Here is a 23,245-nt window from a genome sequence, read left to right as displayed (position 1 = left end):
ATATAACTGTAAATAAATTTATTGAGCGGATTGCAAAATCTGAAGTTAAAATCTGAAAGGCGGAACAAATTAACCCAAATCTAGTACCTAAAGTTTTCGTCTTTAAAGGCAATTATTTTGCAAACGGGAAATAAAAAATCATGAAAAATTTAAAAATTTATCTAAGCATTACTTTCATTTTACTGATAACAAGTGCAACTTTTCTTGCCTGCACAAGTGATGAAAGCGACAAACAAACAGCAAAAACTTCTATAGAAGAATCCAAAACTAATTCCCCAACAAGCAAAGCAATACAAACTACTTGTGGCATTGTAAGTCCAACAATATCAATCCCTGAAACTTCTGAAGTTTTTCCAGGCTCACAGGTAACATATACTTATACTAATACTACTGGAACACCAAGTAATATTCAATGGAGTACAAACGATCCAGTAAACATTCAATTACTTTCAAATACCGGATCAACAATAACAGTTAAATATTCAAATAGTTTTACAGGAGGTCAAATTACCGCTGGAGGAACTGGGGACGGGGCATTATTTTGTCAATCAATCGTAAATGTTGTAAAACTTGATTGTTGCACACCAGTTCTTTCTGCATCGTATATTTGTAGAGGAAGCGGCACAGGAAGTGCAGGGGGAAGTCTAGAAATATCAATTCCTACTAGTAATAATTGTAAAATTACTTGGGAACATATTACTAAAATAGATTTAAGCTTGTCAGATGGAACTAAATTTACAGTTACCAATCCAAGCAGTTTATACAACCAAAGTCAAGGCACATTAACATATCCATACATTCTAACCAATAACAAAATAAATTTACCATTTAGAAATCAAGAATGTTCGCCGGACATCGCATGCACTGCTACATTTTACTTTAATAACGGCTGTCCTCCAGCAACTGCAACCGTAGTAACCTTGGGACCACTTGAGACATCTAATTAAATTTAATTATTAAAACTTAAAAACTGCAAAAAATATTTTGCAGTTTTTTTTATGCTCTTATCCAACATATAACTTAAAGAAACCCTATCATTACGGGAACATTTAAGCAAATGCAACAATCTCTACCTTTGGTTTTGAAGCATTAGAAATTTTCCCTAACTTTAAATAAAAACATATATCATGACTTGGGATCCGAAAAAATACAACGAATTTAAAGAAGAACGTTCCAAACCGTTTAATGATCTTACAAGTCATATTGTTAACAAACCCAATCTGAAAGTTATAGATCTTGGATGCGGAACGGGTGAATTGACCCAAAAATTGCATCAAAAATTGACCAATCCCTTTGTTCTTGGTATTGACAATTCTGCCGAAATGCTGACAAACGCTCCAGTACAAGAAAATCTTGAATTTAAAGAAAAAACCATTTTAGAACAGGTTGAAGATGAAACCAAATGGGATTTGATTTTTTCAAACGCTGCATTGCAATGGATTGATAATCATACCGAACTTTTCCCGAAAATTATTTCTCGCATAAATCCTAATGGTCAGTTGGCAGTTCAGATGCCACAGCAAAATGAGAACATCCTAAACAAAATACTTTTACAATTGGCGCAAGAAGAACCTTTTGCTTCATATCTCAAAAATTGGACACGCCCTTCTCCAGTATTAACTTTAGATGAATATGCTAAAATCTTATTCGAAAATGGCGGCAAGGATTTAGTTCTTTATGAAAAAGTTTATCCTATAATTTCTAATAAAAAAGATGATTTTTTTGATTTCATTTCAGGTTCTGCGTTGACGGTTTATCAAGAAAGATTAGGAGAAGAAGCATTTACAGCATTAACAACCGAATTCAAAAAAAGAATAGACGCTTATTTTCCTGTTGTGCCATCTATTTACGCCTTCCGAAGATTGATAATTTATGCTACATTTTAATTAAAAAACTAAAAAGCCAGTTTCAATTTTTAAACAAAATAAGGCCTAATTATTTATTTTTTCATCTTATTTTTTTATCCCATTTTCTTTTAAAAATCGAATTACAAAGTCAGTCCTTTTGACTTAAAAATTAAAAAAATGGATTTTCAAAACCACAATTAATTAAATCACAAACAATTAAACAAAAATACCTGAAATAAAAATATTTTTGTTTCCGCCTAATTTTTTTTGCGAAAATCATAAGATAAATTTTATTATATTTGAGAGAATGATTTTATAAGCCTATATACAGAGCAAAATATCTTAACAAGTTTTAACGATAACATGAATTGATTTTCCCCCATAATCATCTATTCATACTTGCAAAACACGCAAAAAGACACATTTTATTAACCTACTAATTTTAAGATTATGTCTAAATTGCAAGCTTTAAAAAATTTTCGTTTCCCAAATGTTTTCATTCTTATTTTAATAGTATTCATTTCTTGCGCATTATTAATCTGCATTAATTTTTTTACTATTAAAATCTTATCCGCCAATAGAGCTTATGTAAATGGAGAATCACATTATTCGAAAGGACAAAAAGACGCATCTAGACATTTAATCACCTATTTATTTACAAAGAATCCTGCACAATGGAAATTGTATCTGGAAGAATTAAAAGTACCGCAGGGAGATGGCATTGCAAGAATTACACTCTTGAAAGCTGGCGATAACGAAGTGGCGAGAAAAGGTTTTTTAACAGGCAGAAACAATGAGGATGATTTAGACGATATTATCTGGCTGTTTGAGAATTTTAAAAATGTTAGCTTTTTATCTAAAGCCATAAATGAATGGGGACAAGGAGACAAATTAATTTTTGATCTGTTTGTTATTGGCCAGCAGATTAATGCCAAAATTGAGCATAATATATTAACCGCTGAGGATCAGAAGAAATACTTGAAGCAAATAAGTTCAATAAGCGACCGATTAACAGTTAACGAACGTAATTTTTCAAACACATTAGGAGAAGGAACTCGAAAAATAAAGGATCTGCTGATTATTGCTAACATATTTTTTATACTGGTTATAGTTTGCAGTGTTTGCCTTTATTATTCGATAATGGTCAAAAGGCTCTTAATTTCAAAAAAAGAGACAGAAGTAAAAAATGAAAATCTTGTTATCGTAAATCGCGAATTGGATCGATTTGTTTACAGCGCATCGCATGATTTAAGATCACCCATTACTTCATTAAAAGGCCTTATCGAAATAACAGCATTAGAGGACGATGTACAGCAGGTTCGGAATTATCTGCAAATGATGCATCAAAGTCTTGCCAGACAAGATCAGTTCATTAGCGACATCATTGATTATTCTAAAAACAAAAGAAAAGAGATAATTATGGAGCCTGTAAGCTTGAAAGAACTTTGTAATGAAGCTATTCTGCAATTAATGCACATTGAAAATGCAAACAGAATAAAATTCACTCAGGAACTTTTGGTAGATCAGATTAAAAGTGATGGTCTTCGTTTAAAAATTATTATTAACAATCTCCTTTCTAATGCTATAAAATATGCAGATTGCAGTAAGCCCGAAATGTTCATTACAATAAAAACTTATTTTAGTGAAGGCCAAAATAAGATCGAAGTAACAGATAACGGAATCGGAATTCATGACGATAACAAAGCGAAAATTTTTGACATGTATTTTGGAACAAACAAAAACAAAGGTTCTGGCTTGGGTTTATACATTGTAAAAGAAGCTGTTGAAAATATTAGAGGAGATATTTCAGTTTTTTCAGAAAGCAGTGTTGGAAGTAAATTTATAGTAACAATACCAGACTCATATGCCGTATAAATCTCAATTTATAATTATAGAAGACAATCTGATAGATCAATTTGTCACTAAAAAGCTGTTGAAAAAAGGGCTTGATATTAATCCTGTTTATATAGCTAATAATGGAAAAGAAGGAATGAACTGGATTCTAAAAAATCAGAATCTAAATCCATTGATTATTCTTTTAGATATTCAAATGCCTGTCATGAATGGTTTTGAATTTTTGGAAGAGTTTGATAGACTTCCTGAGGATGTAAAAGAGAAAATTGAAATTTTTGTCCTTTCTTCGACTTTAGATAGTGATGAAATCAAAAAGGTCAAAGAAAACAAATACGTGACTGATTTCTGGAATAAACCTTTTAGATTAGAAATATTGAAAAATGCTTTTCTTTCAGCTTAATTTAAAACACGATTTACTTGAGAGAAAGCCCTTGTGTAATATGGTTCTTTTGTTGAAGAAATCATTACACCGCCATGAGTGGATGAATGTACAAATTTAATCTCACCGTCAACATTTTCAACAACCATACCTACATGATTTATATGACGTCTACCATTGGTTCTAAAAAAAATTAAATCGCCTTTTTGAGCCTCCTCTGAAGCTATTTTTGTTCCTATTCGAGATTGTTCTATTGAACTTCTTGGCAGTTTAATATCAAAATTGCCAAAAGTACAAAACATTAATCCTGAACAATCAAACCCCGCTTTTGTTGTTCCGCCAGATCTATATCTTATACCTATATTTTCGGTTGCGCTTGCTATAAGCTGATCTATTAATTCAGAATTATTTCCTGTTCTCACAAATGTCGAATCTCTCTTTATTTCTGGAGCCGTTACAGCTATTTGATTAGAAGAAGAAGCATCTTCTTGGACATTAGTTTCTTGCAACCCCTTCGCCGCTTGAATAGCATCTGCTTTTTCTTTTGGAACACGAATTTTCAATAAATATCCCGCAGGCACTTTTCCTTTAATTGATGGATTTTGACGTTCTAATTCCGCAACTGTAATCCCGTATTCTTTAGAAATCCCGTATTTTGTTTCTTTTGCTTTAACTTCTCTTATAAGTTCTACATCTGTTGAAACTACTTCTGAATTAACTGGAGTTTCGTTTTGAGAAGTACTATTTGACGCAACATTATTTGAAGGAATGTTTATCTGCTGTCCGATTTTTAAACCTTCGCTTTCTAGAGATGGATTTGCTTTCTTTAAATCATCAACAGAAACATTGTATTTTTTAGAAATTCCCCAAAGCGTTTCTTTGGAGGCTACTTCGTGAGTACCAGAAGCAGTTATTGTAGAGACATTAGCATCTGCAACTTCAACATTTTTAGATTTTGCCTTTGCAGTAGTTTTATTTTTATTCGGAATTAAAAGGATTGAGTTTAGTTTTAATATTTTAGGAGCATTTGGGTTTGCATTTGCTATGTCTTTTACTTTTACTCCATATTTTTTAGCAATAACAGAAAGGTTATCTCCTTGTGAAATTTTGTGCTTAATAAAATTATCCTGCGCAAAGGCTCCGACACTGAAAAAAAACAATACTATTATTAACCGATAAACCATATTTCTTGAATTACATTTTTATTATTATTTCAAGAGCTTAAAACACTAATTTTTAAACTCAAAAAAATCATTTTTATTACGTGCATCGGCGAATTTAACTTTTTAAAGTAAAAAAAACACGATTTTTAACAACAAATTTTAGTTAAAACCTAAAATTTAAAAGTTGGTTAATCCCCGAAAAATCTTTTAGACTGAATTTCAAAACGTTACAAATTTACAATACTTTTCCTACAATTAAAAACAATAACAGATAAAAAACGCCCTGTTTTTTTTCAGAGCGTTTAATTTATAAGTGAAACTTAAAAAAATTTAAGCTTTTCCGGCAGCAATCAAATTCAATGCAGAGCCAGCTACAAACCAGCCAATCTGTCCTTCATTGTAAGTATGGTTTGCTAAGATAATATCTTTTGTACCGTCTGCATGAACAAATTCTAATGTCAATGGTTTGCCTGGAGCAAATTCTGTTAAATCTAAGAAGTTAATAGTATCATCTTCTTGGATTTTGTCATAGTCTGCTTCATTTGCGAACGTTAATCCCAAGAGACCTTGTTTTTTAAGGTTTGTTTCGTGGATACGAGCAAAAGATTTTACCAATACCGCTTTAACACCTAAGAAACGAGGCTCCATAGCTGCATGCTCACGAGAAGAACCTTCTCCGTAGTTATGATCTCCAACTACAATAGATGGAACTCCAGCTGCTTTGTATGCACGAGCAACAGCAGGAACAGCGTCATATTGTCCAGTCAATTGGTTTTTCACAGAGTTTGTTTTTTGATTGTAAGCATTTACCGCCCCAATCAGCATATTGTTTGAAATATTATCTAAGTGCCCACGGAAACGCAACCATGGTCCAGCCATAGAAATATGATCCGTTGTACATTTTCCAAAAGCTTTGATTAGCAATTTAGCACCTGTGATATTTTTTCCATCCCAAGGCTCAAAAGGAGCCAATAACTGCAAACGCTCAGAAGTTGGATTAACCACTACTTGAACATTTGATCCGTCTTCAGCTGGAGCTTGAAATCCTGGATCTTCAGCAAAGAACCCTTTAGCAGGAAGTTCATCTCCTGTTGGCTCTTCAAGCATTACCTCTTCACCGTCTTCGTTGATTAGTTTATCAGTTAGCGGATTAAAACCTAAATCACCTGCAATAGCCAAAGCAGTCACCAATTCCGGAGAACCTACAAAAGCTAAAGTATTCGGGTTACCATCGGCACGTTTTGAGAAGTTACGGTTGAAAGAGTGCACAATAGTGTTTCTTTCTTCTTTCTCTGCCCCTTCTCTATCCCACATACCAATACATGGCCCGCAAGCATTTGCAAATACTGTAGCATTGATTTTATTAAAAGTATCAATAAATCCGTCTCTTTCTATTGTAGAACGCACTACCTCAGAACCTGGCGTAATAGTAAATTTCGCTTTCGTCTTTAAGTTTTTAGCAGCAACTTGTTTTGCTAAAGAAGCAGCACGAGAAATATCTTCGTAAGATGAGTTTGTACAAGAACCGATCAAACCATACTGAACCTGTAACGGCCAGTTATTTTTGATTGCTTCTTCTTTCATTTTAGAAATCGGAGTAGCTAAATCTGGTGTAAAAGGACCATTTAAGTGTGGCTCCAATGTAGATAAGTTGATTTCAATCACTTGATCAAAATATTGCTCTGGATTAGCATATACTTCTGGATCTCCTGTTAAATAAGGAGCAATCTTGTCTGCAGCATCTGCAACATCTGCTCTATTTGTAGAACGAAGATAGCGCCCCATTGAATCATCATAACCAAAAGTAGAAGTTGTAGCTCCAATTTCTGCCCCCATGTTACAAATAGTTCCTTTACCCGTGCAAGACATTGCTTTCGCTCCTTCTCCAAAATATTCTACAATTGCTCCGGTACCTCCTTTTACAGTAAGAATGCCCGCAACTTTAAGAATAACATCTTTTGGAGCTGTCCAGCCTGATAATTTCCCAGTCAATTTAACTCCAATTAATTTAGGGAATTTAAGTTCCCAAGCCATTCCAGACATAACATCTACAGCATCTGCTCCACCAACACCAATCGCTACCATTCCTAAACCTCCTGCATTTACAGTGTGAGAATCGGTACCAATCATCATTCCGCCTGGAAAAGCATAATTTTCAAGTACTACTTGGTGGATAATTCCAGCGCCTGGTTTCCAGAAACCGATTCCGTATTTATTCGAAACAGAAGACAAGAAATCAAAAACCTCATTACTTTGAGTTTTTGCTCTAGCCAAATCGGTTGCTGCATCTACTTTTGCCTGAATCAAGTGATCACAGTGAACTGTTGTAGGCACCGCCACTTTAGATTTTCCGGCATGCATAAACTGCAATAAAGCCATTTGCGCTGTTGCATCCTGACACGCTACTCGGTCTGGTGCAAAATCAACATAATCAACTCCTCTCTTAAACACCTTAGATGGCGCTCCATCCCAAAGGTGATTATATAAAATTTTCTCCGTTAAAGTAAGGGGACGACCAACAAGCTCACGCGCTTTATCAACACGCGCAGGCATATTTTCGTATACCTTTTTAATCATTTCAATATCAAAAGCCATAGATTTTTTGTTTTTATTATTCTTTTTTGAACATGACAAGTTACAAAAAATAGAACAATTATTACTAAAAAAGCCCGAGTTTTACGACTCGGGCTTTTAAAATATTATTAAATAATCTTTTGATTACATAACTAATTGTTTATTAGAAGGAGCAAACTTCGTTAAGTTGATTCCGTCTACTGCTGCAGTGTATTCTTCCATTGTTGGAGTTCTACCTAAAATTGTAGAAAGAACAACAACTGGAGTAGAAGAAAGCAATGATTCTCCTTTTTTTCCTTCTTTATCTTCTACAACTCTTCCTTGGAATAAACGAGTAGATGTTGCCATAACCGTATCTCCTTTAGCTGCTTTTTCTTGATTACCCATACAAAGGTTACATCCTGGACGCTCTAAGTACAACATGTTTTCGTATTCTGTACGAGCTGCCGATTTTGGAGCATTATCGTCAAATTCGAAACCTGAATATCTTTGTAAAACTTCCCAGTCACCTTCAGCTTTCAATTCATCAACGATGTTGTAAGTTGGAGGAGCAACTACAAGAGGAGCGTTGAATTCAACTTTTCCATTTTGCGCCTCAACGTTTTTCAACATTTGAGCCAATATTTTCATATCTCCTTTGTGAACCATACAAGAACCAATAAATCCAAGATCTACTTTTTTCTCTCCACCATAGAAAGATAATGGTCTAATAGTATCGTGAGTATAACGTTTAGAAACGTCTTTATTATTAACGTCTGGGTCAGCGATCATTGGCTCAGCAATTTGATCCAAATCAACTACAACTTCAGCATAATATTTAGCATTTGCATCTGGAGTTAAGGCTGGTTTTTCACCAGATTTAATTTCTGCAATTCTCTTATCAGCTTTGTTGATTAAACCTTGAAGAACTTGTCTATCGTTGTCCATTCCTTTATCGATCATGATTTGGATTCTGCCTTTAGCAATTTCCAATGATTCGATCAAAGTATCATCTTCTGAAATACAGATAGAAGCTTTAGCTTTCATCTCCGCAGTCCAGTCTGTAAATGTAAACGCTTGGTCAGCAGTAAGAGTTCCGATGTGAACCTCAATAATTCTACCTTGGAATACATTCTCACCGTTGAATTTCTTAAGCATTTGAGCTTGTGTAGCATGAACCACATCACGGAAATCCATGTATTCTTTCATATCTCCTACGAAAGTCACTTTTACAGATTCTGGAATTGGCATAGAAGCTTCTCCAGTTGCTAATGCAAGAGCAACAGTTCCTGAATCAGCACCAAAAGCAACACCTTTAGACATTCTTGTATGAGAGTCACCACCAATAATGATTGCCCATTCGTCAATCGTAATATCGTTAAGTACTTTGTGGATTACGTCAGTCATTGAGTGGTAAACACCTTTAGGATCACGAGCAGTGATTAAACCAAAGTTGTTCATGAACTTCATTAATTTAGGAATATTTGCCTGAGCTTTTTTATCCCATACAGAAGCAGTATGACAACCAGATTGGTAAGCACCATCAACAATTGGAGAAATAACTGTAGCAGCCATAGACTCTAGCTCTTGAGCAGTCATAAGACCTGTAGTATCTTGAGAACCTACAATGTTTACTTCTACACGAACATCAGATCCAGCGTGCAATACTTTTCCTGGAGCAATACCAACAGCATTTTTGTTGAAGATTTTTTCAACTGCTGTTAAACCTTGTCCTTCATTAGAAATTTCTTTAGATGGAGCAAATACAGCAGGAGCTTCGATATCTAAAACTTTAGCCGCAAAAGTTTGTAATTTTTTACCAAATACAATTGCATATGATCCTCCAGCTCTAATGAACTCTTTTTTCTGAGGAGTGAATGATCTTGAAATATCAATTAATTCCTGATCACCATTGTATAGTTTTTTTGTTTTTGTATTAATAGTAAGAACAGTTCCTGTAGCAACAGAATATGCTTGCTCAAGAATTGGCTCATTATTTTCGTTTAATACAGGTTTTCCGTCTGAGTCAAGCTTTTTAACCCAGTTTTTTAGATCAATTCCGATTCCTCCAGTTACATCTACTGTAGTAAGGAAAATTGGAGAAATACCGTTTGTTCCTCCAACAATTGGAGCGATGTTTACGAATGGAACATATGGACTAGCTTGTTTTCCTGTCCAAAGCGCCACGTTGTTTACACCTGACATACGTGAAGAACCAACTCCCATTGTTCCTTTTTCAGCAATTAACATCACGCTTGCATCTGGATGCTTAGCCTGTAAAGCTTGAATTTCTTCTTGCGCTTGAGGCGTAATCATACATTTTCCGTGAAGTTCACGGTCTGAACGTGAGTGAGCTTGGTTTCCTGGAGATAATAAATCTGTTGAAATATCACCTTCTCCAGCGATATAAGTAACAACCTTAATTTCTTCAGCAACTTCAGGAAGTTTAGTGAAGAATTCAGCTTGCACATAACTTTCAATAATTTCTTTAGCAAACGCATTACCAGCTTTGAAAGCTTCTTTCAAACGATCTGTGTCGGCATCGTAAAGGAAAACTTGAGTTTTAAGAACATCCGAAGCCTGTTTAGCAATTGCAGCATCGTTTCCTAAAGCTAAATCTAATAACACTTCAATTGAAGGTCCACCCTTCATGTGTGATAATAATTCAAAAGCAAAAGCAGGTGTGATCTCTTTAACTACAGATTGACCTAAAATAATTTCTTTTAAAAACTTTGCTTTTTCACCTGCAGCACTTGTAGTACCTGGTAAAGTATTGTAAATAAAAAACTTAAGAGAATCTTCGCGGTATGCGTTATCAACATCTTTAATTTGGGCAATGATTTCGCTTAATAATTCAGCTCCATCGATTGGTTTAGGGTGTAACCCTTGATTTTTTCTTTCTTCAATTTCTTGAAGGTAATCCTGATAAATACTCATAATAAAAGCGGATTTATTTTTTTGAGGCAAATTTAAGCATTAAACCCGATAATTAAAAAAAATATAATAGAACAAGCCTTTTCAAAAATTATTATTGCTAAAAAACGATTTTCACTGCTTGTTTTTACCAAAAAATCAATTTTAAATTAAAATAATGAATTATTAATATTTAAAGATCTTTTCTTTAACAAAGTCGAAATTCGATGTTATAAAGTAAGTAAGTTTTTACCTCTGTTTTCACTAAGAATCTTTCTAAATAAACAATTATAACGTTATAGTTGATCTTTTTGACGTCGTTTGAACGTCATCGATCGATTTTAAATTCTAGACAAAAACAAAAAATCCCGACAATAACTTGTCGGGATTTAGTAAATATATTTTACAGAAATTACATTAGTTTTTTAATGATTGCTTCTTCTGTAATTCCTTCTGCATCGGCCTTGTAATTTTTGATAATTCTATGACGAAGAATTCCTGTTGCCACTGCTTGAACATCTTCAATATCTGGTGAAAATTTTCCATTGAAAGCAGCGTGTGCTTTTGCTGCTAGAATCAAATTCTGCGAAGCTCTTGGTCCTGCTCCCCAGTCCAAATAATTCTTTACAAAGTCATTGGTCAAAGAATTGTCTGGACGAGTTTTGCTTACCAGAGTTACTGCATATTCTATAACGTTGTCTGCGACTGGAATTCTGCGTATTAAATGCTGAAAATCGATGATTTCCTGCGCATTAAACAACGGATTAATTTCTGTTTTGACATCAGAAGTTGTTCGCTTTACTACTTGAACTTCTTCTTCAAAAGTTGGGTATTCTAATTTAATAGCAAACATAAAACGGTCTAACTGAGCTTCTGGCAAAGGATAAGTTCCTTCTTGCTCAATTGGGTTTTGCGTTGCCAAAACAAAATAAGGCAAATCTAACTTGTGATGCTGACCAGCAATAGTTACTGATCTCTCTTGCATTGCTTCTAATAATGCTGCTTGAGTTTTTGGCGGTGTTCTATTGATCTCATCAGCCAAAATAATATTAGAAAAAATTGGGCCTTTAATGAATTTGAAGTTTCTATTTTCATCCAAAATCTCACTTCCTAAAATATCAGAAGGCATCAAATCTGGCGTAAACTGAATTCTTTTAAAATCTAGCCCTAAAGCCTGAGACAAAGTATTTATCATTAAAGTTTTTGCTAAACCAGGAACTCCAATTAAAAGCGCGTGCCCTCCAGAAAATATACAAAGTAAAATTTGATCTACAACGGCGTCCTGCCCTACAATGATTTTCGCTATTTCTTTTTTTAATTCATTTCTTTTTTGAACTAAATTGTGAATTGCTGTTACGTCAGACATTTATGAATGTATTTAAAATTAAAAAGAGTTAATTCTATGAAATCATAAAACTAACTCTTTTTATTTATTTATTAAAACTTATTTTTTTAACCAGTTATTCGCAAAAGTACAGTCTTTATACTCTCCAATAATTTTGATGTAAGTATCTTTAATTTTAGTATCAAACCATTTTGCAATTGCATTGATCTGCTTTTCTTTAAGTGCTAATTCTTTAATTTTAGTATAATCTTTAGCGTAATCAGCAGTGTGCTCATCAATTCTATTTGTAACGGTAATTAACTTATATGTTTTTTTACCTTTATCATCTGTGTTTAAAAGTGGCTGAGAAACTTCATCTCCTTTTAAATTTGAAACTTGGCTATATAATTGCGGATCCATTTTTGTCAACTCAAATCTAGTGTCTTGAGTTGTTGGGTTTACTAATGTTCCTCCGTTTGCTCTAGTTTCTTTTTCATCCGATTCGGTTCTTGCCGCTTCGGCGAAAGTTATCTCTTTATTGATAATTTTATTTCTAATATTGGTAATTCTTTCTTTCGCTTCTTTTAAGGCAGCTTCTGAAACTGTTGGAGCAATCAAAATATGACGAAGTTCAACTTCTTGTCCTTTAATTTTTTCTACCATTATAATATGAAAACCAAAAGTTGTCTCAAATGGTTGCGAAATTTCTCCTGCCTGAAGACTAAAAGCTACATCTTTAAACTCTTTCACAAAAGGCGTTTTTCTTGTCATTTTATAATAACCACCGTTTGGTGATGATCCTGGATCCTGAGAATACAAAACGGCTTTTGTAGCAAAACTGGAACCTTCAAGAACATCTTTTCTTATAGCGTTTAATCTATCGATTACTTTTTGTTTGTCTTCTTTAGAAATTTTAGGCTCCACAACAATTTGTGCTACTTCCATTTCAGCTCCAAAAGTTGGCAATTCGTCTTTTGGAATTTTCTTAAAGAAATTACGAACTTCCTCTGGAGTAATCTCAACATCTTTAATGATTTTATCTCTCATTTCAGAAGCCAATTTCTGCTCCTTTAAGATATCAGCAAAATAGGTTTTAAATTCTTCTACAGAGCTTTTCTTATAGTATTCAACTACTTTATTAATGTCACCTACTTGCTGTGTCATATAGTTAAGACGCTCTTCCATCATGCTTCTAACTTCGGCATCACTCACAATAATACTATCCTGAATGGCTTGGTGAGCATATAATTTGTCTTCTAAAAGTTTACCAAGCATTTGGCATCTTGTAATATCTTTTATAGATCCGCCTTGAGCAGTAATTTCTAAAAATCCTTTATCAATATCAGAATCTAAAACAATATAATCTCCTACCGTCGCAATAATTCCATCGATTTTCAATTTTCCACCAGAAGGAGTTTCGACTGGTTTCTGAGCAACAACATCAGGAATAACTTCTTGCGCCTTGATAATTGGAGTTAAAAAAAGAAAAAAACAAATTGTTAGTGCAAACTTGAAATCAATTGTTTTTAGCTGTAATTTTTTTAATAACATTATTTTAATTTTTATTTGAATGTAAAGCCTGTTTTAGATAATCCTTCTAAAATTACATATGTTCAACTTAAACATAAATAATTAAAGTATAGTTCTTTCGTAACTTATAACGAACAAAAATAACAATTCAATTACATAATCCAACTATCCGATATACTATTAACAAAAAATTATAGGATAGTTCTATAACAGTATTCCAAATTGGTTATTTCAATTTTCTTAATGCAACAAAAGGCGCCATTATAAATCGTTCCATAATTTGAATTTTAAGAGCAAATAAATGCTTAATTATAAAGGCTCTAAAAAAAAGTTCTCAACACTACAACGTTTTCGTAAAGAGCTATTTTCTTATAAATTAAAATTAAATCAAAAAAAAATTACTTTAGATGCGTATTTGTCATTTTAAAGTATTAAAAAATGAAAATATCTGCTTTTTTAAAGCTTGATTTTGACAATTACAAAACTCACTATTTAACTTAACCACATCTATTATGAAAAAACCTATTTTAAAATTATGCGTTATTACGGCATTTACTGGACTGCTATTTTCGTGTTCGCAGAACGAAATGAGTGAAACTGATTCAAAAGCTGAAAGCCAAAATTTCAAAATTATTGATGTTACGCATCATGACGGAAAACCTTTTAGCACAGGAATTTCCAGTTCTTCTTCAACAGGAAAATATGTTGACAATCCAGGTGGAGGTGTTATGATGCAAGCTTTCTACTGGGACGTTCCTTCTGGGGGAACTTGGTGGAATACCGTAAGCAGCAAAGTAACCGCATGGGGTAACGCTGGAATTGGCTCTATTTGGCTTCCGCCTGCTTCAAAAGCACAAAACGGAGCTTTTTCTATGGGATATGATCCAACAGATTACTTTGATTTTGGAGATTACAATCAGAACGGAAGCATTGAAACCAGATTTGGATCAAAAACTGAATTAGTAAATTTAATTACGGCTGCTCACAACGAAAATATCAAAGTTTACGCAGATATCGTAATCAACCATAACAGTGGCGGACAATCTGAGGCAAATCCTTTTACAGGAACAAATACGTGGACTAATTTTACAGGTGTTGCTTCGGGTAAATTTCCTCGTAACTATAATGATTTTTATAAAAACAGCTACGGAAATAATGACGAAGGATCTTTTGGAGGATTTCCAGATTTATGCCATGCTGCGCCAAATGTGCAAAACTGGCTGTGGCTACGCACTGACGGAGTTGGTAAATATTATAAAAACACTATGAAATTTGATGGCTGGAGATTTGACTATGTAAAAGGTTTTGGTGCATGGGTTGTAAATTCATGGAATGCCAATGTTGGCGGATTTTCTGTTGGAGAATTGTGGGATTCAAATGTAAATGTCTTGAATGATTGGGCAAACGCCGCCAATAGTTCTGTATTTGATTTTGCTTGCTATTACAAAATGAATGATGCTTTTGATGGAAACAATCTTGCTCTTTTGAATGATGATATGATGTGGAAACGCAATCCTTACAAAGCAGTGACTTTTGTAACCAATCATGATACTGACGAAATTTGGAGCAAAATGTTAGCTTACTCATATATATTAACTCATGAAGGTTATCCAACAATTTTCTATAGAGATTATGAAGAATGGCTGGACAAAAACAAACTGAATAACTTGATTTGGATTCACAATAATAAAGCAACGGGAACAACTTCTATCTTATATTCTGACAATGACGAATATGTGGCAAGAAGAAATGGTTACAACGGAAATCCTGGATTGGTAGTTTACATCAACAACTCAGACGTATGGCAAGAAAGATGGATTCAAACGAATTGGGCTAATACTCAAATTAAAGATTTCACAGGAAACTCATCTTGGTATCCGACAACTCAAGCCGATAAATGGGTAAAAATACAATGTCCTCCAAAAGGATATTCAATTTGGTCAATTAATCAGTAATTTAAAATGACTATTTAAGGCTGTTGCAAAACAGCCTTATTTTTTTCTAAAAAAACCTTTTAATAATAAAGACTTCCAAATTTACGAACTGAATATTTTCATAAAGCCGTATTTAATAGTACTTTTGCAACCTATTTATACGAAATATGAGCTTTTTAAAAGAAATACAACGCAGAAGAACATTTGGAATTATCTCGCACCCTGATGCCGGTAAAACAACTTTAACTGAAAAATTACTGTTGTTTGGAGGTGCTATTCAGGAAGCTGGAGCGGTAAAAAATAACAAAATTAAAAAAGGAGCAACGAGTGACTTTATGGAAATCGAGCGTCAGAGAGGTATCTCGGTTTCGACTTCTGTGCTTGCTTTTAATTATAAAGATAAAAAAATCAATATCCTTGATACTCCCGGACACAAGGATTTTGCAGAAGACACCTTTAGAACTTTAACCGCTGTTGATAGTGTAATTGTTGTAATTGACGTTGCAAAAGGGGTTGAGGAGCAAACAGAAAAACTGGTTGCTGTTTGTAGAATGCGTAACATTCCAATGATTGTTTTCATCAATAAATTAGACCGTGAAGGTAAAGATGCTTTCGATCTAATGGATGAAGTTGAACAAAAATTAGGATTAAAAGTCACACCGTTAAGTTTCCCTATCGGAATGGGTTATGATTTCCAGGGAATCTACAACTTATGGGAAGAAAACATTAACCTTTTCAGTGGAGACAGCCGTAAAAACATTGAAGAAACCATTGCTTTTTCTGATGTTCAAAACAATCCAGAACTAGATAAAATTGTAGGAGAAAAAGCGGCTAATAAACTTCGTGAAGAATTAGAACTGATTGATGAAGTTTATCCAAAATTTGAGCGCCAAGATTATTTAGATGGAAAAATTCAACCAGTATTCTTTGGTTCTGCTTTGAATAACTTCGGAGTTCGTGAACTATTAGACTGTTTCATTACAATCGCTCCTTCTCCAAGAGCAAAAGATTCTGAAACTCGTACAGTTGAACCTACAGAAGAGAAGATGACTGGATTTGTTTTCAAAATCCACGCTAACATGGATCCAAAACACCGTGACCGTTTAGCGTTCATCAAAATCGTTTCTGGAACTTTCGAAAGAAATAAACCTTACTACCACGTTCGCCAAAAGAAAAATCTAAAATTCTCTAGTCCAAATGCATTTTTTGCTGAGAAAAAAGAAATTGTAGACATTTCATATCCTGGTGATATTGTGGGCTTACACGATACCGGAAACTTTAAAATTGGAGACACTTTAACAGAAGGAGAAATCATGAGTTTTAAAGGAATTCCGAGTTTCTCTCCAGAGCATTTTAGGTACATCAATAATGCTGATCCAATGAAAGCGAAGCAATTGGAAAAAGGAGTTGACCAGTTAATGGATGAAGGAGTTGCTCAGTTGTTTACTTTAGAAATGAACAATCGTAAAGTTATCGGAACGGTTGGAGCGCTTCAATATGAGGTTATTCAATATCGTTTAGAGCATGAATATGGAGCTAAATGTACTTACGAAAACTTCCCAGTGCATAAAGCTTGCTGGGTTAAACCTGATGACGCTAAAAATGAGGAATTTAAAGAGTTTAAACGTATTAAACAAAAATTCTTGGCTCATGATAAATACGGACAATTAGTATTCTTAGCTGATTCTGATTTTACTATTCAAATGACGCAAAGTAAATATCCAACTGTTAAATTGTACTTTACATCTGAGTTTGATTAATAATTCACTTTAGATTAAAACATAAAAGGCTGTCAATTTATTTAGACAGCCTTTTTCATTTACATTCCCCAATATGTAAATTTGATGATTATCGTGTATAATTAATTCCTAATCCGCCCGCAATATAGATTTTAGTAAGTTCATCAGCTGAAATAATTATATTTTGCTGTAATACATTATCTTTCACTAAACTCATATTAAAAGGAATTGTTTTCGAAAGATAATAATCATTGGCCGTGATTGTGACTTCAAATGCTTTAGAATCCTTCGCAATTAATATCGGAATTAAAAACTCACCTGTTTTTGAACTCATTTTTATATTACTCTTTGAACCATTAATAGAAATAGCTAGATTTTGATATATTTTTTTATCGAAAGGTTTATTTGTTTTGGCATCAAGTAATTTTCCTTTTATAAAAATTGATTGTTCTTCTGTGTTTTGAACATAAGCAACTTTTCCAACTGTATAACCTACTGGATCTGGAACCCTAATCTCAGTTTTTGCTGTATTTTTTTCTTGTGCGGTTACATTTGATGCTAACAAAATTGACGCCGCCACAGCTGCATATTTTAAGTTATTGATTTTTGACGTTTCATTAAAGTGAAATTCTTCTGCCAACTGAGTTGTTTTTAATCTGGCACAAATCGATTGATCTTTATTTTCAGCAATGAATTTAGCAACTTCAGAATTCGTCTTTTTACTTAAATCAATTACATTTTTCATGCAGGAACTACAAAATGAACCTCTTTCATTTGGAATCATTTTATCGAAATTTTCAGAACATGGACTTGCTATTTCTAAGGTGAATTTCTTTTTCATGGACATATCTTTTTAAGTTAAAAAAATCTGTAAGAGACTATTTACTTATATAGAGTACATTTTGCATCCAAAGGTTGGGAAGAATGAAAAAAATTTTAGAATAAAAAAAGCGCTAATATTAAATTAGCGCTTTTTTATAATTTGAATTAAATCAACCTTTTACTAAGTCATTATATTTCAAAATTCAATCTTTTTTAGGCAACACCAAGTTAATAAAACACTTAGCTAAAAAGAAACTTTGTCGACTAAAGTAAATTATATTCGACAAACTGCATTCTTTGTTCTGTATTGCAAAAAAAAAGCCCCTTTTACAAGGGGCTTTAAAATTTATGCTTGTCCAGCTGGACCAAAATTAAGTGGAATTGGTGCTTGTTCCGTTTCTTTGATTTCGCCATGAGCGGCCTCAAATCTGTGGATGTTTTCACCTATTGCTCTCAATAATCTCTTAGCATGTTGTGGTGTCAAGACAATTCTTGACTTTACCTTGGCTTTAGGAATACCTGGCATAATACTCACAAAATCTAAAACAAACTCAGATGATGAGTGATTAATAATTGCTAGATTAGAATAAATTCCTTCTGCAATAGTTTCGTCTAACTCAATGTTAATTTGCTCTTGTTGTTGTTTCGGATTACTCATAGTTTCCTAATTAATAAATGTATTCTTCTTTATTAGCCATCATTTCGTTGTAATCGTCTTTAGATCCTACGATAGTGTTATCGTATTCTCTCATACCAGTTCCCGCAGGAATTCTGTGTCCAACAATTACATTTTCTTTTAATCCTTCTAGATCATCTACTTTACCAGCTACTGCAGCTTCGTTAAGTACTTTCGTTGTCTCCTGGAATGAAGCCGCAGAAATGAATGATTTAGTTTGCAACGAAGCTCTTGTAATACCTTGTAGAACTGGCGTTGCAGTTGCAGTGATCACATCTCTTGCTACAACAAGATTTTTATCTGTACGTTTCAATAATGAATTTTCGTCACGTAACTCACGAGGAGAGATGATCTGACCCGGTTTCAATACTGAAGAATCTCCAGCATCTTCTACCACTTTCATTCCGTATAATTTATCGTTTTGAATGATAAAGTCTTTAGTGTGGATCAATTGATCTTCTAAGAATAGAGTATCTCCTGGATCTTCAACTTTAACTTTACGCATCATTTGACGAATTACAACCTCGAAGTGTTTGTCATTGATTTTTACCCCTTGTAAACGGTAAACCTCTTGAATTTCATTTACCAAGTACTGTTGAACAGCAGCCGGACCTTGAATTCTTAAGATATCATCTGGTGTAATTGCACCATCAGACAATGGGACTCCCGCTCTTACGAAGTCATTTTCTTGTACTAAGATTTGGCTTGAAAGTTTCACTAGATACTTTTTAACCTCACCAAATTTAGACTCGATAACGATCTCACGGTTACCTCTCTTAATTTTACCGAATGATACAACACCATCAATTTCAGATACAACTGCTGGGTTTGAAGGGTTACGAGCCTCAAGAAGCTCGGTAATTCTTGGTAAACCTCCCGTGATATCACCCGCTTTAGAAGAACGACGTGGAATTTTTACTAATACTTTACCTGCTTTAATTTTCTCACCATTCTCAACCATTAAGTGTGCACCTACTGGTAAGTTGTATGAACGAATTAATTCACCTTCTTTACCATAAACTAATAAAGTTGGAATTAATTTTTTGTTTCTAGCCTCAGAAATTACTTTTTCTTGGAAACCAGTCTGCTCATCGATCTCAACCATGTATGATTGTCCTTGTTCTAAATCTTCATAAGCAATCTTACCAGTAAATTCAGAAACAATTACACCATTATATGGATCCCATTTACAGATTACAGTTCCTTTAGTAACAACGTCACCGTCATTTACAAAAATACTAGATCCATAAGGGATGTTATGCGTATTTAAAACAATTCCAGTTCCCTCGTCAATTAATTTCAACTCAGTAGAACGTGATACAACGATATCAACTTCGTTACCTTCACTATCCTCACCTTTAACTGTTTTTAAATCTTCGATTTCAAGTCTACCATTGAATCTTGTAACAATACTAGACTCTTCAGAGATACCTCCAGCAACCCCTCCAACGTGGAACGTACGAAGTGTCAACTGTGTACCTGGCTCTCCAATAGACTGAGCTGCAATAACTCCGACAGCTTCACCTCTTTGTGTCATCTTACCAGTAGCTAAGTTTCTACCGTAACATTTCGCACAAATACCTTTTAAAGCTTCACAAGTTAATGGAGATCTAACTTCAACTTTCTCAATTGGAGACGCTTCGATAGTCTTAACAATTGATTCTGTAATTTGTTCTCCAGATCTAACCATGATCTCATTAGTAAGAGGGTTGATAACGTCTTGTAATGCAACACGTCCTAAAATTCTCTCACCTAAAGATTCAACGATTTCCTCATTTTTCTTCAAGGCAGCAACTTCAACACCTCTTAAAGTTCCACAATCCTCGATGTTAACAATAACATCTTGAGAAACGTCATGAAGCCTTCTTGTCAAGTAACCAGCATCGGCCGTTTTAAGAGCCGTATCCGCAAGACCTTTACGAGCACCGTGAGTAGAAATGAAGTACTCAAGGATCGAAAGACCTTCCTTAAAGTTAGAAAGAATCGGGTTTTCAATAATCTCACCACCACCAGCAGTAGATTTTTTAGGCTTAGCCATCAAACCACGCATACCAGTTAACTGACGAATCTGCTCCTTAGAACCCCTCGCTCCAGAGTCAAGCATCATATATACAGAGTTGAAACCTTGTTGGTCTTCTCTAATATTTTTCATTGCTAACTCTGTTAACTGAGCATTTGCTGAAGTCCATACGTCAATAACTTGGTTGTAACGTTCGTTATTTGTGATAAGACCCATGTTATAGTTAGTTGAGATTCCTTCAACTTGCTCTCTGGCATCTGCAATTAACTTAGTTTTTTGTTCTGGAATTCTAATATCACCTAAAGAGAATGATAAACCTCCTCTAAATGCGAATTTATACCCCATATCTTTCATATTATCCAAGAAAGCTGCCGTTGTAGGTACATCAGTCACACTTAAAATGTGTCCGATAATATCTCTAAGGTTTTTCTTAGTCAATACGTCATTGATATATCCAGCTGCTTCTGGTACTACTTCGTTAAATAATACACGTCCAGCAGTTGTCTGGATGATTTTGTACACTAACTCTCCGTTATCATTAAAATCTTTTGCTCTAATTTTTACACGAGCATTCAATTCTAATCTTCCTTCGTTTAATGCAATATTTACTTCTTCAGCAGAATAGAAAGTTAAGTCCTGACCGATAATTTTGTGATCTTCTGTAGAAATACGCTCTTTGGTCATATAGTATAGACCCAAGACCATGTCCTGAGAAGGTACAGTAATTGGAGCACCATTTGCAGGGTTCAAGATATTGTGAGAAGCCAACATTAATAATTGCGCCTCTAAAATAGCTTCTGGTCCTAACGGTAAGTGAACCGCCATCTGGTCACCATCGAAATCGGCGTTGAAAGCCGTACATACTAATGGGTGTAACTGGATTGCTTTTCCTTCAATTAATTTTGGCTGGAAAGCCTGAATACCAAGTCTGTGCAAAGTAGGAGCACGGTTCAGTAATACTGGGTGACCTTTAATTACGTTTTCAAGGATATCCCAAACTACAGGCTCTTTCTTATCAATGATTTTCTTAGCAGATTTTACTGTTTTTACAATACCTCTTTCGATTAATTTACGAATAACGAAAGGTTTGTATAACTCAGAAGCCATATCTTTTGGCAATCCGCACTCATATAATTTCAACTCTGGACCAACGACAATTACCGAACGAGCAGAATAATCCACACGTTTTCCTAAAAGGTTTTGACGGAAACGTCCTTGTTTACCTTTTAATGAGTCAGATAATGATTTTAATGGTCTGTTTGATTCTGTTTTAACAGCAGAAGCTTTACGAGTGTTATCGAACAATGAATCTACAGATTCTTGCAACATACGTTTTTCGTTTCTTAAGATAACTTCTGGAGCTTTAATCTCCATTAATCTTTTTAAACGGTTGTTACGGATGATTACACGACGGTATAAGTCGTTCAAATCTGAAGTTGCAAAACGACCTCCATCAAGTGGCACAAGCGGACGTAATTCTGGTGGAATAACTGGAACCACTTTCATAATCATCCATTCTGGACGGTTTTCGCGGTTTTCGTTAGACTCACGGAAAGACTCAACAACTTGCAATCTTTTTAAAGCCTCAGTTTTTCTTTGTTTAGAAGTCTCGTTGTTAGCACTGTGTCTTAATTCATAAGATAAAGCATCTAGGTCAATACGAGCCAATAAATCCATAATACACTCTGCTCCCATTTTGGCAACAAATTTATTAGGATCTAAATCGTCTAAATATTGGTTTTCTTGCGGAAGAGTATCTAAAATGTTTAAGTATTCCTCTTCAGTTAAGAAATCTAATCTTTGTAATGATTCTCCATCTGCATTTTTAGCGATACCTGGCTGAATTACTACGTATCTTTCGTAGTAAATAATCATATCTAATTTCTTAGATGGAAGACCAAGGATATAACCAATTTTGTTTGGAAGAGAACGGAAGTACCAGATATGAGCAATTGGCACAACAAGGTTGATGTGTCCTACTCTATCACGACGTACTTTTTTCTCAGTAACTTCAACACCACAACGGTCACAGATGATACCTTTGTAACGAATTCTTTTATACTTACCACAAGCACACTCGAAATCTTTTACTGGTCCAAAGATTCTTTCGCAGAAAAGTCCGTCACGCTCTGGTTTGTGAGTTCTATAGTTGATTGTTTCTGGCTTTAAAACCTCTCCTCTTGATTCTTTCAAGATAGATTCTGGTGAAGCCAATCCAATAGAGATTTTGTTAAATCTTTTTACTGGATTCTTATCTTTATTGTTTCTATTATTCATCATAGTTTTTACTATTGATTTACTGCTGTTAAAAATTGATTTTAGATTTTCATAATCTCCATCTTTCAAAAATTGCTTTCAAAAGAGTTAAATCATCGCGCTTACCTCGGTTTACTTCTCTAAACCTCAAACTCTTATTTGAGGTGCTAGTTATAAAATGCCCTGCATTATTATAAAAAATCGGAACGGGTTACGGGTATAAATCTTAAAAACT

At 34.2% G+C, this 23,245-nt stretch carries 14 protein-coding genes; 6 read left to right on the top strand and 8 right to left on the bottom strand.

What is annotated here, in order from left to right; translation table 11 throughout:
• Positions 1 to 140 precede the first annotated feature (140 nt).
• The 4 genes from ACNRYB_RS09895 (at position 141) to ACNRYB_RS09880 (ending at position 4,101) form a co-directional block, all read left to right on the top strand.
• Positions 141 to 947, top strand: coding sequence for a hypothetical protein (locus ACNRYB_RS09895; protein ID WP_129746247.1), 807 nt, complete (start codon positions 141 to 143; stop codon positions 945 to 947).
• Between the two features lie 180 nt (positions 948 to 1,127).
• Positions 1,128 to 1,886 (top strand): methyltransferase domain-containing protein, encoded by a 759-nt coding sequence (locus ACNRYB_RS09890; protein ID WP_473729953.1) that lies wholly within the window; start codon positions 1,128 to 1,130, stop codon positions 1,884 to 1,886.
• Positions 1,887 to 2,297: 411 nt separating this feature from the next.
• On the top strand, positions 2,298 to 3,722 hold the full coding sequence (locus ACNRYB_RS09885) for a sensor histidine kinase (protein WP_129746249.1): 1,425 nt from the start codon (positions 2,298 to 2,300) through the stop codon (positions 3,720 to 3,722).
• Positions 3,712 to 4,101 carry a response regulator gene (locus ACNRYB_RS09880; protein WP_473729952.1) on the top strand — a complete coding sequence of 130 codons (390 nt, stop codon included), beginning with the start codon at positions 3,712 to 3,714 and terminating at the stop codon, positions 4,099 to 4,101. Before ACNRYB_RS09885 ends, ACNRYB_RS09880 begins: the two co-directional genes overlap by 11 nt.
• Here ACNRYB_RS09880 and ACNRYB_RS09875 read toward each other — a convergent pair.
• The 5 genes from ACNRYB_RS09875 to ACNRYB_RS09855 form a co-directional block, all read right to left on the bottom strand.
• Positions 4,098 to 5,264 (bottom strand): C40 family peptidase, encoded by a 1,167-nt coding sequence (locus tag ACNRYB_RS09875; protein WP_473729951.1) that lies wholly within the window; start codon positions 5,262 to 5,264, stop codon positions 4,098 to 4,100. The genes ACNRYB_RS09880 and ACNRYB_RS09875 overlap by 4 nt on opposite strands.
• 309 nt (positions 5,265 to 5,573) lie before the next feature.
• Positions 5,574 to 7,838 carry an aconitate hydratase gene (locus ACNRYB_RS09870; RefSeq protein WP_129746252.1) on the bottom strand — a complete coding sequence of 755 codons (2,265 nt, stop codon included), beginning with the start codon at positions 7,836 to 7,838 and terminating at the stop codon, positions 5,574 to 5,576.
• A 123-nt stretch (positions 7,839 to 7,961) separates the two neighbouring features.
• Entirely contained in the window at positions 7,962 to 10,733 is a 2,772-nt protein-coding gene (locus tag ACNRYB_RS09865; RefSeq protein WP_473729950.1) for a bifunctional aconitate hydratase 2/2-methylisocitrate dehydratase, read from the bottom strand.
• A gap of 388 nt (positions 10,734 to 11,121) precedes the next feature.
• Entirely contained in the window at positions 11,122 to 12,075 is a 954-nt protein-coding gene (locus ACNRYB_RS09860; RefSeq protein ID WP_091135614.1) for an AAA family ATPase, read from the bottom strand.
• Positions 12,076 to 12,153: 78 nt separating this feature from the next.
• Positions 12,154 to 13,584, bottom strand: a complete 1,431-nt coding sequence (locus ACNRYB_RS09855) for a peptidylprolyl isomerase (RefSeq protein WP_343705681.1) — start codon at positions 13,582 to 13,584, stop codon at positions 12,154 to 12,156.
• 491 nt (positions 13,585 to 14,075) lie between these two features.
• Here ACNRYB_RS09855 and ACNRYB_RS09850 point away from each other — a divergent pair, with 491 nt between their 5' ends.
• Both ACNRYB_RS09850 and ACNRYB_RS09845 read left to right on the top strand, forming a co-directional pair.
• Positions 14,076 to 15,518: an alpha-amylase gene (locus ACNRYB_RS09850; protein ID WP_473729949.1), complete on the top strand. Its 1,443-nt coding sequence runs from the start codon at positions 14,076 to 14,078 to the stop codon at positions 15,516 to 15,518.
• A 146-nt stretch (positions 15,519 to 15,664) separates the two neighbouring features.
• Entirely contained in the window at positions 15,665 to 17,257 is a 1,593-nt protein-coding gene (locus ACNRYB_RS09845) for a peptide chain release factor 3 (RefSeq protein ID WP_008466910.1), read from the top strand.
• A gap of 88 nt (positions 17,258 to 17,345) precedes the next feature.
• Here the strand turns inward: ACNRYB_RS09845 and ACNRYB_RS09840 are convergent, their stop codons facing one another.
• From ACNRYB_RS09840 to rpoC, 3 genes are all read right to left on the bottom strand, one after another.
• The gene (locus tag ACNRYB_RS09840; RefSeq protein ID WP_473729948.1) at positions 17,346 to 18,077 is read right to left on the bottom strand and encodes a hypothetical protein; all 732 of its coding nucleotides are present in this window, start codon (positions 18,075 to 18,077) and stop codon (positions 17,346 to 17,348) included.
• Between the two features lie 327 nt (positions 18,078 to 18,404).
• Positions 18,405 to 18,716, bottom strand: coding sequence for a DUF3467 domain-containing protein (locus ACNRYB_RS09835; protein WP_012024017.1), 312 nt, complete (start codon positions 18,714 to 18,716; stop codon positions 18,405 to 18,407).
• 10 nt (positions 18,717 to 18,726) lie between these two features.
• Complete coding sequence (gene rpoC / locus ACNRYB_RS09830) at positions 18,727 to 23,034, bottom strand: DNA-directed RNA polymerase subunit beta' (protein ID WP_473729947.1); 4,308 nt, start codon at positions 23,032 to 23,034, stop codon at positions 18,727 to 18,729.
• Positions 23,035 to 23,245 lie beyond the last annotated feature (211 nt).

The sequence above is a fragment of the Flavobacterium sp. CR10 genome (assembly GCF_055814415.1).
Note: the sequence above shows the minus strand (reverse complement) of the source record. Positions and strands in the feature narration are given on the sequence as shown.

Coding starts and splice junctions, on each gene's coding strand:
- ACNRYB_RS09855 (WP_343705681.1), bottom strand. CDS start 13,584: ATGTTATTAAAAAAATTACAGCTAAAAACAATTGATTTCAAGTTTGCA.
- ACNRYB_RS09845 (WP_008466910.1), top strand. CDS start 15,665: ATGAGCTTTTTAAAAGAAATACAACGCAGAAGAACATTTGGAATTATC.
- ACNRYB_RS09865 (WP_473729950.1), bottom strand. CDS start 10,733: ATGAGTATTTATCAGGATTACCTTCAAGAAATTGAAGAAAGAAAAAAT.
- ACNRYB_RS09835 (WP_012024017.1), bottom strand. CDS start 18,716: ATGAGTAATCCGAAACAACAACAAGAGCAAATTAACATTGAGTTAGAC.
- ACNRYB_RS09890 (WP_473729953.1), top strand. CDS start 1,128: ATGACTTGGGATCCGAAAAAATACAACGAATTTAAAGAAGAACGTTCC.
- ACNRYB_RS09895 (WP_129746247.1), top strand. CDS start 141: ATGAAAAATTTAAAAATTTATCTAAGCATTACTTTCATTTTACTGATA.
- ACNRYB_RS09870 (WP_129746252.1), bottom strand. CDS start 7,838: ATGGCTTTTGATATTGAAATGATTAAAAAGGTATACGAAAATATGCCT.
- ACNRYB_RS09850 (WP_473729949.1), top strand. CDS start 14,076: ATGAAAAAACCTATTTTAAAATTATGCGTTATTACGGCATTTACTGGA.
- ACNRYB_RS09885 (WP_129746249.1), top strand. CDS start 2,298: ATGTCTAAATTGCAAGCTTTAAAAAATTTTCGTTTCCCAAATGTTTTC.
- ACNRYB_RS09860 (WP_091135614.1), bottom strand. CDS start 12,075: ATGTCTGACGTAACAGCAATTCACAATTTAGTTCAAAAAAGAAATGAA.
- ACNRYB_RS09880 (WP_473729952.1), top strand. CDS start 3,712: ATGCCGTATAAATCTCAATTTATAATTATAGAAGACAATCTGATAGAT.
- ACNRYB_RS09875 (WP_473729951.1), bottom strand. CDS start 5,264: ATGGTTTATCGGTTAATAATAGTATTGTTTTTTTTCAGTGTCGGAGCC.
- rpoC (WP_473729947.1), bottom strand. CDS start 23,034: ATGATGAATAATAGAAACAATAAAGATAAGAATCCAGTAAAAAGATTT.
- ACNRYB_RS09840 (WP_473729948.1), bottom strand. CDS start 18,077: ATGAAAAAGAAATTCACCTTAGAAATAGCAAGTCCATGTTCTGAAAAT.